The organism is Halosimplex pelagicum (assembly GCF_013415905.1).
Taxonomy (GTDB): domain Archaea; phylum Halobacteriota; class Halobacteria; order Halobacteriales; family Haloarculaceae; genus Halosimplex; species Halosimplex pelagicum.
The window spans coordinates 375,079-387,492 of the sequence record NZ_CP058909.1 but is presented as its reverse complement, the minus strand read 5'-3'; the positions used below and the strand labels follow the sequence as shown (position 1 = coordinate 387,492).

The window sequence follows — 12,414 nt, the reverse complement described above, 5'->3', positions numbered from 1 at the left end:
ACGACTATGCTATGGTCGATATCGCGTTCATCGGTGCCGGAAGCATCGTCTTCGCGAAGAATCTGATGACGGACATCCTCTCGTTCGAGGCGTTGCAGGACGCCACGATCACGCTGATGGACATCGACGAGCGACGGCTCGACCGGACGGCCGCCGTCGGCGAGGCGCTCGTCGAAGCACACGACCTCCCCGCGGAGATCCGCGCGACGACCGACCGGCAAGAGGCGCTGGACGGCGCCGACTACGTGTTGAACATGGTCAACATCGGCGGCGAGGAACCCTTCGAGAACGAGGTCCGGATCCCCCAGGAACACGGGGTGAAGCAGGCCGTCGGTGACACGCTCGGTCCCGGCGGCGTGTTCCGGGCGCTCCGGACGATGCCCATGATGTTGGAGATGGCCCGCGAGATGGAGGAGCGCTGTCCGGACGCCGTCCTGTTGAACTACACGAACCCGATGGCGATGCTGTGCTGGGCCGTCGACGAGGCGACGGACGTGGAGGTCGTCGGCCTCTGTCACAGCGTCCAGCACACGACCGCCGCGCTCGGCCGGTATCTGGACGTACCCGCCGCGGAGATCGAACACCAGGTCGCCGGGATCAACCACATGGCGTGGTACCTCGATCTCACCCACGACGACGAGGACCTCTACCCCGCGCTTCGGGAGGCGGCCGACGACCCCGAGATCCGGGAGCAGGACCCCGTCCGGTTCGACGTGATGGAGCACTTCGGCGCGTTCATCACCGAGTCGAGTCACCACCTCAGCGAGTACCTGCCGTACTTCCGGACCGACCAGGAGATCATCGACGCGTACACGCCCGACGAGGACTTCGGCCACTACACGACCGAGTGGATGCCCACCGGCCGATACTTCGAACACTGGCAGTCCTATCAGCCCGCCCTCGACGCCGAGTTCGACCCCGCCGAGGCGGACCTCTCGCTGGACCGATCCTCGGAGTACGGCTCCCACATCATCCACTCGCGGGAGACGGACACGACCCGTCGGATGAACCTCAACGTCCGCAACGATACCGGCGCGATCGCCAACCTCCCCGACGAGGCCTGCGTCGAGGTCCCCTGTCTCGTCGACGGCACCGGCATCCACCCCACGACGGTCGGCGACCTCCCTGGGCAGCTGGCGGCGCTCAATCGGACGAACATCAACGTCCAGGAGCAGGCCGTCCGAGCCGGCCTTGACCACGATGAGGACGCGCTCCGGCGTGCGATCAAGCTCGATCCCCTGACCGCCGCCGCGCTCGACCTGGACGCGATCGACGCGATGATCGACGACCTGCTGGCCGCCAACGCCGAGTACCTGCCCGATCTGGCGTGAGGGTTCCGTTTCAGTATCCGCGATCGGCGTAGACAACTGCGCCACTACTGGGAAGGGGGCTGGCCGCTTGGCTTCGGTCCCTGTTCCGGCGTCGTCCATCCCTCCCGCGAAGCTTCGGGAGCTGTCGCTGTCGATGGAGCGGCCCTCACCCCAATTACCCCTGGACAGAGCCGGGGAGCGCTCGACGTGGCGGCCGACACGCGCGACTGTCTCGTCTTGAACAGCGATATCGGCACGAACGTCCTCGACTGCGGCGGTGCGGTCATCAGCGCCGGCGGGAGCGTCGGGACGATCGTCGGCGGTCTCACCGCGCCGACGGGGCTGGGCGCCGCGCTCGGCGCCGGGAGCTTCGCGGTAGACACGGCCGAGGACATCACCGACGTCGCGACGATCACCGCCCGGTTCGTCAAGTACGCACCCGATTCAGCGACTAACGTCGGACGCGTGCTCGACCAGAAAGCGAGCGCGCTCGGCAACGTCTTCCCGCGGATCTCGAACAAGTTGCCGACTGGCCTGGCCGACGATGTCAGACGCGACGGCCGACGAGGTCGCACAGCTGACCACGCGGATCGACGGCTTCGACGGTCTCGCTGGGTCTGAGCAGCGGTTAGTCGTCCAGAAGTTGGCCGATAGAGGGAATGTCGTACAGCTCACTGACGCGTACGACGCCCGGACACTCACCCGAATCGCCGGAACCGATGGCGTGACGGGTAGTGAAGCGATCGAGACGGCGAGCAAGGCCATCACGGACGGCCAAGCGGATGATATCTCGCGGTTGGCCGACGAACTCGATCCGGTTGCGTTCGGCGGTGTGCTCCGTGTCGACCGTGTCACAGAGGCACGGCGGCTCGTCGACGCGACGCCAAGCGGTGCAGGAGCAGAGGCACTTCGCGACCTCAGCGGTGTCGGCGAAGACGCGCTGAAACGCTTCCTGTCGATAGAGAGGGGGCTCGCGAAAGCAAATGATATCGGCACTATCGGGAAGTCAACAACGGCGCTTGCCGACGATGTCCGCGTCGCGATCGCCAGATCCGCAGACAGCAACCTCGATGAGGTGATGATGAATGGGCAGACAGCCGATCGACTCACACAATCGATCGATGCGATGGCGAAGGGCGATGTCGACAACTTCGCTACGCATCTCAACGATCGAATTGCATCACAAGCTAACCGACTCGGTTCGTCGAATCCTGCACGAGTCAAAGGTGGGTTCCGGACAGTGAAAGGCGCCGCAAACGAGATGATACTGGGTCGGGAAGTCTTCGGCATTAAGAACGTCGACGCGATCGGGGTGAAAGTGACGACCAACGCAGGCGAGACGCGTGAGGCCGACCTCGTGCTGTCCAACGGACGAGTTGTCGAAGCAAAAACCGGTAGTTCGGCCCCGGGTTCGAGTGCAAAAATCGAAGAAGGCTTGCGGAACATCAAACAATTCCAGGAACTGTCTGACCGAGCAGATGGAAGCGCACCCGTTATTTATGTGGTGAACGATCCCAGAACGCTATATAAGCAAGGGAAAGTTGGAACCGAGGTCAGGACGAAATTCTCGAAAGCACGTGCTGGGCTATCGTTCTCGCCACGATTCCGGTCTGCATCACAACTGACCGATGATCTTGACATAGAGGATGTGTTTATAAAGGATTTCATCACAAACTAATAGTAGTATGAGCGACCGTTACGAGATCTACTTCGCGTTCGAGTCCCCCTGGTCAAGTAGTGACCTTCAGGGCCTCGTCGAACGGCTTTCCGGCCGTGAACAGCTCACACATCCCGTCGACTCTCAAACAACCACCGAGTCAGATCAGACTCCCCACTCAGATCCGACAGACCGATACGTCTCAGAGCTAGCATCGGATTCGGGCTACATCGGGATCTCGCTGGGCGCACCGGGGCTTGCTTGCTCGCTCATCTACACGGATTCCGAGAACGGACCGCTCGATCTACCGCAGCTGAATATCTCTGTACAGGATCACCACTTCTTCCCGCAGGAGGGAGAAACTGATCAAGACGCAATCGAGCGAATCGACACGCTGTACACGTTCCTAGCGGACCTCTACGAGGTTCTCGTTGCTCTCGATCGGGCGCCGGTGTATGTCTATGGATTGCAACCGATCGAGTATGACAAGGCGACCAACCCGGACCATGTCAACGGCATAACTGCAGAACAGCTCCGGTCGGGCGAAATACTAGGCATCTACTGGTGCCAAATCTTCCCACCGCGTCTAGTTGAGCAGTTAGGCGCTGAGCAGCTACTCTCCGTTCCGGCGTTCCGTTCCGAGCAATTGTCGGACGGTGGGATTCTCCTCGTTGTCACTCACGCGATGAACACGCAAGCACTGCCGCCCGAAGACCACGCTCCAAACGTCGTCTCGGAGAAACTCGGTATCGACTGGGAACTCTGAGCGGCTTGGGAAGTAAGGCCCTGATCTTTTCGATTCACCGAACTGACTTCAGTTACTGACTGCAACTCGTGAGAGGCGATTCTCGGTCCTGCGTGGGCGTCTAAGCACTTCCCTTCGCCCCGGGCTACAACACTTCGTTGCGCAGTTGGGTCAGCGTGTAACAGTCTGTGAAGCCCGGGCGGTCGATCCGGAAGGAACTGGGCGGGGTCGACTCCGAGTAGGTCTTCTGGATACGGGGGTCGCCCTCCAGCGGGTCGTACAGCGCCTGGATGATCTCGTGGGCCTTCGAGGTTGACATCGCGACCCAGAGCGCTTCGTCGGGTTCACAGGCGGCCATCTTGTCGTACTGTAGAACTGCATACGGGCCGTGCTGCGACGGCTCCGGGCGACGGACGAGCGACGGGGAAGCCGAGCAGCTGACGGCTCGTAGCGTGAGGAACAGATGTATACGAGTCCCCGTCCTGTCCACTGCCAATGAGCGAATCGGACGGTCCAAAGCAGGTGTCGGACCCGGAGTACCACAGCGAGAACCACACAGCCGCACAGACCTGCGGCTGGACGGCTAACTCGCTTCGCGGTGAGGGGAAATGTTATAAATATGCGTTCTATGGGATAGAGTCCCACCGCTGCATCCAGATGACGCCGGTCGTCAAGTGCAACGAGCGCTGCGTGTTCTGCTGGCGGGATCACGCCGGTCATGCATACGAGCTGGGGGACGTCGAGTGGGACGACCCCGCGGCGGTCGCCGACGCCTCGCTGGAACTCCAGAAGAAGCTCCTCTCGGGGTTCGGCGGCAACGACCAAGTGCCCCGCGAGCGCTTCGAGGAGGCGATGGAGCCACGGCACGTCGCCATCTCGCTGGACGGCGAGCCCTCCCTCTATCCGTATCTCCCGGAGCTCATCGAGGAGTTCCGCGACCGGGACATCACCACCTTCCTCGTCTCCAACGGGACGAAACCCGAAGTACTGGCCGAGTGCGACCCGACGCAGCTGTACGTCAGCGTCGACGCGCCGGACCGGTGGACCTTCGACGAGACGGTCAAAGCGGTCGAGGACGACGCCTGGGAGCGGCTGATCGACACCCTGGACGTGCTCGCCCAGAAAGACGAGACTCGGACGGTCCTCCGGACGACGCTCGTCGACGGCAACAACATGCACCACCCCGAGTGGTACGCGTCGATGTTCCAGCGGGCCGACCCGGACTTCATCGAGCTGAAGGCGTACATGCACGTCGGCCACTCGCGGGGCAGACTCGACCGGGACTCGATGCCCGACCACGAGGACGTGCGCGCGTTCACCGAGGACGTGATGGAGCACATGCCCGAACACGACTACCTCAACGACGTGCCCGTCTCCCACGTCACCCTGCTGTCGAAGACCGAGGACACCTGGGTCCCCAAGCTACAGAAGGACAGCGAGTTCTGGGAGCGAGACCCTCACGCCGAAGCGGGCGACTGACCGGCGGCGGGTGCCCATCGGGCCGAACAGCATCGTGTGCGCCGCTCGTCGAGCGGGGCCGTCCGCCACGATACCCCTGCGAACCGTCGCGATGCGTTCCCAGGCGGACCCTCCGAGCCCGCTGTCCGCGGGGCGAGCGGCCCCGTCTCAGGTCTCGAAGCTCCCCACGCCCCACAGTCGCTCGGAGAACTCGTCGTTCTCGCCCGAGCACTCGTTCGCGATGGCGGCGAACTCGTCGGTCCCGTCGCGGACCGTGTTGATACCCTCGATGGCCTCGTTCTCGATGACGCGCGTGCGCTCCCAGGAGCCGTCGCGACGGACGAAACGGGTGAAGTTCGACCCGTCCCCGCCGGCGGTCCGTTCGACGAGGTGCGCCTCCAGGTCCCCCGCGTCGCTGATCCGAATGTGGCCGTGACTGCTCGCAGTCTGTCCGCCCGGGATCGGTTCGAACTGCCAGCCGCCGTCGTAGGTGGCGATCACGTGTTGCGGATCGTCTATCGAATCGCTGAGGTTACTCTGTGACTGAAATATTACGTACACGTCGCCGTCGGCGATCAAGTGCTTGTACACCCATCCGCTTTCAGTGACGTGTTCGTCGTTCGCGATGCGAACGGCGCCGCGGTTGTGGTCTTCCCACGTGATCGGTGTCGAGTAGCGGTTCCCGGCCAGATCGTACAACTCACCGTCCGATACGTCGTAATAGGCGTGGAACCCGCCTTTCCGGGGGCCGTCGTGTCCGCGAGGGGGTTGTGATTCGGCGTCGCCGGTCGCGACCGTCCAGGTGATGTGGAGCTTCCCGTCTCGCTCGTCGAAATCTTCGACGTACGCGTCTGTCTCCGGGCGATCGCGCGCGCCGCGCGTGTCGATGACCGGGCCGAGGTCCTCCCAGGTCTCCCCGCGGTCGGTGCTCCTGAGTATCGTCGCGAACTCGTGGGAGGGGTAGGCCGTTCGGTCCCCGTCCTGTTCCGGGTCCGCTCCGTGCGCGTTCGGTTCCGTTCCTGTCCGGTATAAAAGATATATATCGTTCTGATAGGTGAGGGGAAACGTGTACGTGCCGCCGGGGACCGAGAGGAGGGCCCGGTCGGTGTCCCACCCGGGCGAGGCGAGCACCTCGTCGGCCTCGCGGTCGACCGGGTCGCCGAGCACCTCCCACTCGGTCGTCTCGTAGGGGCGGGCGCTTCTCGCGTACGAGATGGGGTCGTTGTGGACGCCGTAGAAGACGTGGAGGTAGCCGTCGTCGTCGACGGTCAGGGCGGGGGCTCCGTGCGTGTCGTCGTCGGGGATCGGGTTCCGACCGACCCGTGTCAGCGGCCCGAACTCGCCGGTCGCGTGGTCGTACTCGGTCGCGAACGGGTCGGCGTCGTCGCCGCGGAACACGACGTAGGTCGTGTCCCGTTCGGCCCTGTAGACGCCCTGGGGGTTCTGCTTGTCGTGAGCGGCCTTGCGGCCGGCCTCCTCGGTGATCGTTCTGGCGGTCACCGGCACAGTGCTGTCGCTGGTTCCGAGGGAGTCTGGATCGGATCCCATGTGTGCCCAGAGATCCGGTGCCCCAATAAATCTATCTCAGGTGACGCCGACCCGAGGGCCGCCGCCGAGCGCGTCGCGAGCGGGGGACGCGAACCGGCTCGGCGGGCCCGCGGGGCGTCGGCCTCCGGACCGGTTCGCCCCCCCTCGCGGTAGCAGCTCACTGCTTCGATTTCGCCTTCGAGGAGATGAGGACGATGAGGTCCTGGTGGAGCTCCTCGTTCGACGCGAGTATCATCTCGTTGTTGTCGTTGACGAGGTCGACCCTCGTGACCTTCCCGCCGGCTTCCTCGACGATCATCGTCCCCGCGGCGGTGTCCCACATCGAGAGCATCCGTTCGAAGAAGGCGTCGAACTGTCCGGCCGCGACCATCGAGAGTTCGCTGGCCGCCGACCCGAACCGGCGGACGCCACGGGTCTCGGCCAACAGCGACTGGAAGTGCTGGAAGTCGCTCGCGCGCATGGTGGCCGGGTCGAACCCGGTCACGACCACCGACTCGGACACGTCGGCGGTGTCGGACGTGGAGAGCGGCCGCCCGTTCGCGTAGGCGCCTTCGCCTTCGACCGCCGTGTACATCGTGTCGCTCGGGACGTGATAGACGATCCCGATATCAGGCGATCCGGCCCCCTGAAACGCGATAGAGATAGCGAAGTGGGGGATCCCGTTTTTGAGATTGTCCGACCCGTCGAGCGGGTCGATGATCCACCGCGGCTGGACCGCGAACTCCGGCCGGCTCTCCTCGGAGACGACGTTGTGGTCCGGAAACTCCCCGTCGATGACCGCGATGACCCGTTCCTCGATCCACCGGTCGATATCTTCGACGTCCACCTCGACAGTTGCCGGATCCCCGCGGTCGAAAAACGCCTCGGTGAGCGCGTCGCCAGCCTGACGCGCGGCCCGAACACCCGTCCACAGCATCCTGTTTTTCGGCGCTCCCATATCCGGAGTCCTCGCTCACTCGCATAATTAAATTGCTATGTGTGGTATAGAGCACTCGGTAGGCCGGCCGAAAAGTGACCGCTCGACCGAGACCCGAACGGGCCGAACTCGTCTAGCCCTTCCCCACGACAGGGTCCCGAAGGCAGGAAAAAACGGGTGGGGATCGGACGGCCGCCGACTCAGGCGTCGGTAACGCTCAGCGAGAGGTCCAGCCCGACGTGGTCGGTCAGGTAGTTCGGCTCGCTCTCGTCGCCGTCGACGTAGAACTGCTCGGGCGGAGCCAGTTCCCGCCAGAACACGCGCCGTCGGATGTCGTCGACAGTCAGCGACAGCGTGTGTGCGGCGGTCGCTTCCTCGATGAAGACGTAGTCGATCCGGTCGCCGGCGTCGTCGTTCGGGCAGTACGCCGGCGGCGCCTCGCTGGGCTGGAAGTCACAGCCGTCGAAGATCGCGTTGTCCTCGGTGCCGCCGTGTCCGGTCCCGTGGGTTTCCCAGGCGTCGTAGAGACCGACGGTCGATTTGAGGTCCGCGACCGCGTCGAAGGCGTCCTCGGTCGGTTCGATGTTGAAGTCCCCCGCCACGATCGTGATGTTCTCGTCGCTGGCCTGCTCGGAGATGAAGTCGCCGAGTTCGCCGACCTGGTCCTCCCGCAGGGCCGGGATGTCCTCGTCACCGCTGTCGGCCCAGGGGAGCAGCGACCCGGTGACGAGGTGCGTCGAGAACAGGTCGATCTTCCCCGGTCCCAGGTCCAGTTCGGCGTAGTTCACGCCCTTCCCGACGTGTGCGTCGACGTACGTCAGATTCCCCGACGGCTCCGCCGCGTACTCGAGGGACGCCTGGTCGGTCACGGTCACGCCCGAGACGAGATCCAGGAGGCCGGCGCCCTTCTCACCGCCGTCCGGTTGCGGGCCGGGGACGGACTCCCCGGACCCCGCTGCGCTGGTGTAGTTGTTCGTGACGGTGTCCTGCTCCTCGTTGAACACCTCTGCCAGGCCGACGATATCGTATCCGTCCTCGCCGAGCCGCTGCCCGAGTTCTTCCGCGCGCTGTTCGTACTGCGGTTTCCCGGCGATGTCTGAGGGGAGCCCGAGGACGCCCTCGATCCCGTCAGTCAACCAGGAGTTGACCCACAGGAACTGGTACGACTCCGGGGCCGCCCGGACGGTTCCGTTCATCCCCGTCACCCCGATGGCGCCACCGCCGAGAGCGCCGGCGCCTAGTTGCAGTGCTGTTCGCCTGTCGATCGTCGTCTCACTGCTGTCTGTCATACGTGACCCGCGTCTCGACATTTCCCCATCGAATAAAAACATTTTATAATAATCATATGCGAACACAATAGGCGTCGATACGCTCTCGATTCGTACTGACGGATAATATCCGGGGTCACATTCGACGGCCCGGCACGCCGGATCAACCCGTTGACCGCGAGTGACGAAAGCGGGTCGCACCCGAGGAGACTGGAACGGGGTCACGACCGATCGCGGTTCGAGGGGGAACAGACAAATAGCAAGTCATAGCTTTTTTAAACACCCCGCGGTGTCTACCCTGCATGGAGTCGCTTCGGCTGAGCAGCGAGCAGCTACGTGTCGGACTGGAAGCAGTGAACGAGGCAGCCGTGCTGCACCAGGAGGTGGAGTGGGACACTGCGGACCTCAAATCCCCACAGCAGCTCGTTACGAAGGTCGACTTCGAGGTCGAGCAGCGCATCAAAGACCATCTCTCGGAACACTTCGCCGGCCACGCGTTCGTCGGTGAGGAGGAGGGCGCCGACGGGGAGTCCGACGCGGTCTGGTACATCGACCCGATCGACGGCACTACCGACTTCGTCTACGGGTTACCGCACTCGTCGATCTCGCTCGCCCTCGTCGTCGACGGCACCCGGAAGATCGGGATCGTCCACCACATCCAGTCCGATACGACGTACGCGGCAGTGAGGGGGGAAGGCGCGTACCGCGACGGTGAACCGATCTCGGTCTCCGACGAGCCCGATCTCGACCGTTCGCTGTTCGGAATCGGATTCTCGCGGAAGGACACCGGCGATCCGACACTCCGGTCCGCGTTCGAGTACCTCCTCGATCGGACGCTGGGTGTGCGCCGATACGGGTCGGCCGCTCTCCAGCTGTGTTACACGGCCGATGGCACGTTCGAGGGGTTCATCCACCGAAATCTGAGCGCCTGGGACGTCGCGGCGGGAACGCTCATCGTCGAAGAGGCCGGAGGAGAAGTGACCGATTTCGACGGGGACGCGACGGAAGAGACGCTCTTGGACGGTGATATCGTCGCGACGAACGGGAACCTGCACCCCCGGGTCGAGTTCCTGCACTCGTCGTGAGACGCGCGTCGTCCCGCCGCGGGACGACGTGTTCGCCGGTAATGGAGTCGGAATATTGATATTCTCACCCGCGGATCGTTCCACCGAAGTCGTATGGACAGGACTGGCTTTGCCGTCGTCGGCGCACAGAACTTCGCCGCTGAGTACATCTCACGGATTCGATCGCTCCGGGACGAAGGGGCTCGGCTGACGGGTGTCGTGATCTCCGAGCGGAAGGCCGAGGCCGAGCGAGCGAGGGAGCTCAGGGCTGACGGGTTCAGGATCTACGATTCCTACGAGGAGTTGCTACGCACCGGACACGGCCAGGTGGACGTGATCTGTCTGCCGGTCTCGATCCCCGCACACGCGGATCTCAGCGTCGCCGGGATGGCCCACGGGTACGACGTCCTCCTGGAGAAACCGCCCGCACCGACCGTCGGCGAACTGGACGCGATCCGCCGGACCTCGGACCGGACCGGCAACTTCTGTTCGATCGGGTTTCAACATCTCCACGCGCCGTCGATCCGCCGTCTGAAGCGAACGCTCCTCGATGGCACCCTCGGCGAACTCGAATCGATCGCCTGCAAGGGTTGCTGGCCGCGATCTGACGCGTACTACGACCGCAATCCGTGGGCCGGCAAACTCGTTCACGAGGGGGATATCGTGCTGGACGGCCCCGTCAACAACGCCTTCGCACACTTCCTGCAGAACATGCTCTTCCTGGCCGGTGACCGGATCCACGGGACCGCCTCCCTGGCCGAAATCACTGCCGAGCGATATCGGGCGAACCCGGAGATTCAGGCGGCCGACATCGCGTGTGTACACGCGACCACGGAGTGTGAGGTCGACCTCGGACTGTACGTCACTCACGCGTCCGCGGAGCGGCGCGACCCTCACATACTGGTCACTGGCACCGACGGGACTGCGGAGTGGCACTACGACGGAACGACGACGATCCAGACCCACGACGGACAGCGGGCGGAGTTCGACAACGAGGGCGTCGACCTGGGGAAGGCGGTGTTCCGAGCGACGGCCCGATACCAACAGGGTGTGAGCGACGAGCTGTACTGCACACCGGATAACACCCGGGCGTTCGTCGTCGCCGTCGATGGGTCGTTCGAGTCGTCGGGTTCCATCGTTCCCCTCCCGGACGAAGCGGTCCACACCGAGACCGCGGACGACGGAGCCGTCCACCACGTCGCTGATGGGATCGAGGACCTGCTGAACGAGGCGTTCACTCGCCGAGCCCTCCTCTCCGAGATCGGCCTCCCGTGGGCGGAGTCGCGGCCCGGAGTCGACGTGACGGAGTACACCCGTTTTACGCCGTTCGCCTGAGCGACCTCCCCGCACGCTCTCCCGGAGGACCGCGGCGACGGCCGCCCTGAGATGACTCCAGCAGTGTCGTGGGAGCGAGTTCGCCCCCGGCGGCCGTTTCGTAACTGCCCCCGCGATACCCCCGCTGCTGGCTCGGTGCCCCGTCGTCCCCCCGAGTAATGGCTCTATATACCCCAATTGAGGGGTAAATAACAGGGATACAGTTGTAATTCGAAACGTCGGGCAGCGGATGCGAACCCGTGGACGAGATGGACGCCGGCGTTCGGATGCCGTCCGTCCGGGTCGGTAGCGCGTGGTCGCTGTCACGGTCGAACAGAGATAGCTCGAGCCTCGCCGACCGAGTCCTGGAGCTCACTGAGTCACCCGACCACGTTTTCGCCGACGTGATCGAACACGACCGACGAGGAACGACCACTGCCGTCCTGCCTTTATCACCCTCTCACTTTCCCGTCACCACTCCACCATAGAGCTACATAACACGTGTAAAAGTGTAATCCAGGGATGTCGTTCGGCGCAAAACTTGCTCCGTCCCTCCTCGGGTGGGAATACGGCTGGTATCGACGCTCTCACCAGCGATTTCCGTCAGCTCGCTCCGCTCCCCTCCCGCAGTTGCTGAGAGTCCAGTCCCGTCCTCGTTCGAGTCCGGCGCTCGGTCGCACGGACTGAACGGATGGGCTGTGACCGCCCGACGATAGATATTTATTCGCGGTGTTCGACGTTCCGCCGGAAGATGACTGTCCGAGAGAGCACTGCGACCACCGGCGCCATCGAAGCGATAACTGCACTGTCGGGGGCGATACGGCGGTCGCTCTCACTCAAACTCGCACTCGTCGGTCTCGGGTTCGTCTCGCTAGGATATCTCCTTCAGACGGGGGTTTACGCCGCGCTCCTCCCCATCTGGGGCGCGGGCCTCCTGCTGGTCGGGACGGTCAGTTACGCACTGGTTTGGCGGACGAGGCAGTGATCGCTCCCGTGCTGTCGGCGCCCTGACCGCCGACGCACCCGCCGCGTTCGACGCCTTCGGGTGTGAGCCTGGGCGGGTCGGTTTCGAGGGGGGGTATTCAATACGGCCTCCCAACTCATATATGTATAAATTAGAAATTTTTATATACC

The 12,414-nt window shown here is 63.8% G+C and carries 12 protein-coding genes; 8 read left to right on the top strand and 4 right to left on the bottom strand.

What is annotated here, in order from left to right; translation table 11 throughout:
• Window positions 1–11: 11 nt before the first annotated feature.
• From melA to HZS54_RS02010, 4 genes are all read left to right on the top strand, one after another.
• Window positions 12–1,331 carry an alpha-galactosidase gene (melA, locus tag HZS54_RS02025; RefSeq protein WP_179920309.1) on the top strand — a complete coding sequence of 440 codons (1,320 nt, stop codon included), beginning with the start codon at window positions 12–14 and terminating at the stop codon, window positions 1,329–1,331.
• Between the two features lie 186 nt (window positions 1,332–1,517).
• Window positions 1,518–1,931 carry a hypothetical protein gene (locus HZS54_RS02020; protein ID WP_179920308.1) on the top strand — a complete coding sequence of 138 codons (414 nt, stop codon included), beginning with the start codon at window positions 1,518–1,520 and terminating at the stop codon, window positions 1,929–1,931.
• A complete protein-coding gene (locus HZS54_RS02015) occupies window positions 1,855–2,988 on the top strand; it encodes a hypothetical protein (RefSeq protein ID WP_179920307.1) in 1,134 nt (377 codons plus the stop codon). The genes HZS54_RS02020 and HZS54_RS02015 overlap by 77 nt, the downstream gene beginning before the upstream one ends.
• Window positions 2,989–2,995: 7 nt before the next feature.
• Window positions 2,996–3,733, top strand: coding sequence for a hypothetical protein (locus tag HZS54_RS02010; protein ID WP_179920306.1), 738 nt, complete (start codon window positions 2,996–2,998; stop codon window positions 3,731–3,733).
• Window positions 3,734–3,857: 124 nt separating this feature from the next.
• On the opposite strand, the gene HZS54_RS02005 is transcribed toward HZS54_RS02010, so the two are convergent.
• Window positions 3,858–4,031, bottom strand: a complete 174-nt coding sequence (locus HZS54_RS02005) for a hypothetical protein (RefSeq protein ID WP_179920305.1) — start codon at window positions 4,029–4,031, stop codon at window positions 3,858–3,860.
• A gap of 176 nt (window positions 4,032–4,207) precedes the next feature.
• Here HZS54_RS02005 and twy1 point away from each other — a divergent pair, with 176 nt between their 5' ends.
• Window positions 4,208–5,191 (top strand): 4-demethylwyosine synthase TYW1, encoded by a 984-nt coding sequence (twy1, locus tag HZS54_RS02000; protein WP_179920304.1) that lies wholly within the window; start codon window positions 4,208–4,210, stop codon window positions 5,189–5,191.
• Window positions 5,192–5,338: 147 nt separating this feature from the next.
• Here the strand turns inward: twy1 and HZS54_RS01995 are convergent, their stop codons facing one another.
• The 3 genes from HZS54_RS01995 to HZS54_RS01985 form a co-directional block, all read right to left on the bottom strand.
• On the bottom strand, window positions 5,339–6,718 hold the full coding sequence (locus HZS54_RS01995; protein ID WP_179920303.1) for a BNR-4 repeat-containing protein: 1,380 nt from the start codon (window positions 6,716–6,718) through the stop codon (window positions 5,339–5,341).
• A 157-nt stretch (window positions 6,719–6,875) separates the two neighbouring features.
• Window positions 6,876–7,655: an inositol monophosphatase family protein gene (locus tag HZS54_RS01990; protein WP_179920302.1), complete on the bottom strand. Its 780-nt coding sequence runs from the start codon at window positions 7,653–7,655 to the stop codon at window positions 6,876–6,878.
• A gap of 179 nt (window positions 7,656–7,834) precedes the next feature.
• Window positions 7,835–8,923 carry an endonuclease/exonuclease/phosphatase family protein gene (locus tag HZS54_RS01985; RefSeq protein ID WP_179920301.1) on the bottom strand — a complete coding sequence of 363 codons (1,089 nt, stop codon included), beginning with the start codon at window positions 8,921–8,923 and terminating at the stop codon, window positions 7,835–7,837.
• Window positions 8,924–9,204: 281 nt separating this feature from the next.
• Here HZS54_RS01985 and HZS54_RS01980 point away from each other — a divergent pair, with 281 nt between their 5' ends.
• From HZS54_RS01980 to HZS54_RS01970, 3 genes are all read left to right on the top strand, one after another.
• The gene (locus HZS54_RS01980; RefSeq protein WP_179920300.1) at window positions 9,205–9,987 is read left to right on the top strand and encodes an inositol monophosphatase family protein; all 783 of its coding nucleotides are present in this window, start codon (window positions 9,205–9,207) and stop codon (window positions 9,985–9,987) included.
• A gap of 93 nt (window positions 9,988–10,080) precedes the next feature.
• Window positions 10,081–11,301, top strand: coding sequence for a Gfo/Idh/MocA family protein (locus HZS54_RS01975; RefSeq protein ID WP_179920299.1), 1,221 nt, complete (start codon window positions 10,081–10,083; stop codon window positions 11,299–11,301).
• A 730-nt stretch (window positions 11,302–12,031) separates the two neighbouring features.
• Window positions 12,032–12,265, top strand: coding sequence for a hypothetical protein (locus HZS54_RS01970; RefSeq protein WP_179920298.1), 234 nt, complete (start codon window positions 12,032–12,034; stop codon window positions 12,263–12,265).
• Window positions 12,266–12,414: the final 149 nt, after the last annotated feature.

Bases quoted from the DNA above. Each gene is read 5' to 3' on its own strand.
- melA (WP_179920309.1), top strand. From the start codon at position 12: ATGGTCGATATCGCGTTCATCGGTGCCGGAAGCATCGTCTTCGCGAAG.
- HZS54_RS02015 (WP_179920307.1), top strand. From the start codon at position 1,855: ATGTCAGACGCGACGGCCGACGAGGTCGCACAGCTGACCACGCGGATC.
- HZS54_RS02010 (WP_179920306.1), top strand. From the start codon at position 2,996: ATGAGCGACCGTTACGAGATCTACTTCGCGTTCGAGTCCCCCTGGTCA.
- HZS54_RS02005 (WP_179920305.1), bottom strand. From the start codon at position 4,031: ATGTCAACCTCGAAGGCCCACGAGATCATCCAGGCGCTGTACGACCCG.
- twy1 (WP_179920304.1), top strand. From the start codon at position 4,208: ATGAGCGAATCGGACGGTCCAAAGCAGGTGTCGGACCCGGAGTACCAC.
- HZS54_RS01995 (WP_179920303.1), bottom strand. From the start codon at position 6,718: ATGGGATCCGATCCAGACTCCCTCGGAACCAGCGACAGCACTGTGCCG.
- HZS54_RS01990 (WP_179920302.1), bottom strand. From the start codon at position 7,655: ATGGGAGCGCCGAAAAACAGGATGCTGTGGACGGGTGTTCGGGCCGCG.
- HZS54_RS01985 (WP_179920301.1), bottom strand. From the start codon at position 8,923: ATGACAGACAGCAGTGAGACGACGATCGACAGGCGAACAGCACTGCAA.
- HZS54_RS01980 (WP_179920300.1), top strand. From the start codon at position 9,205: ATGGAGTCGCTTCGGCTGAGCAGCGAGCAGCTACGTGTCGGACTGGAA.
- HZS54_RS01975 (WP_179920299.1), top strand. From the start codon at position 10,081: ATGGACAGGACTGGCTTTGCCGTCGTCGGCGCACAGAACTTCGCCGCT.
- HZS54_RS01970 (WP_179920298.1), top strand. From the start codon at position 12,032: ATGACTGTCCGAGAGAGCACTGCGACCACCGGCGCCATCGAAGCGATA.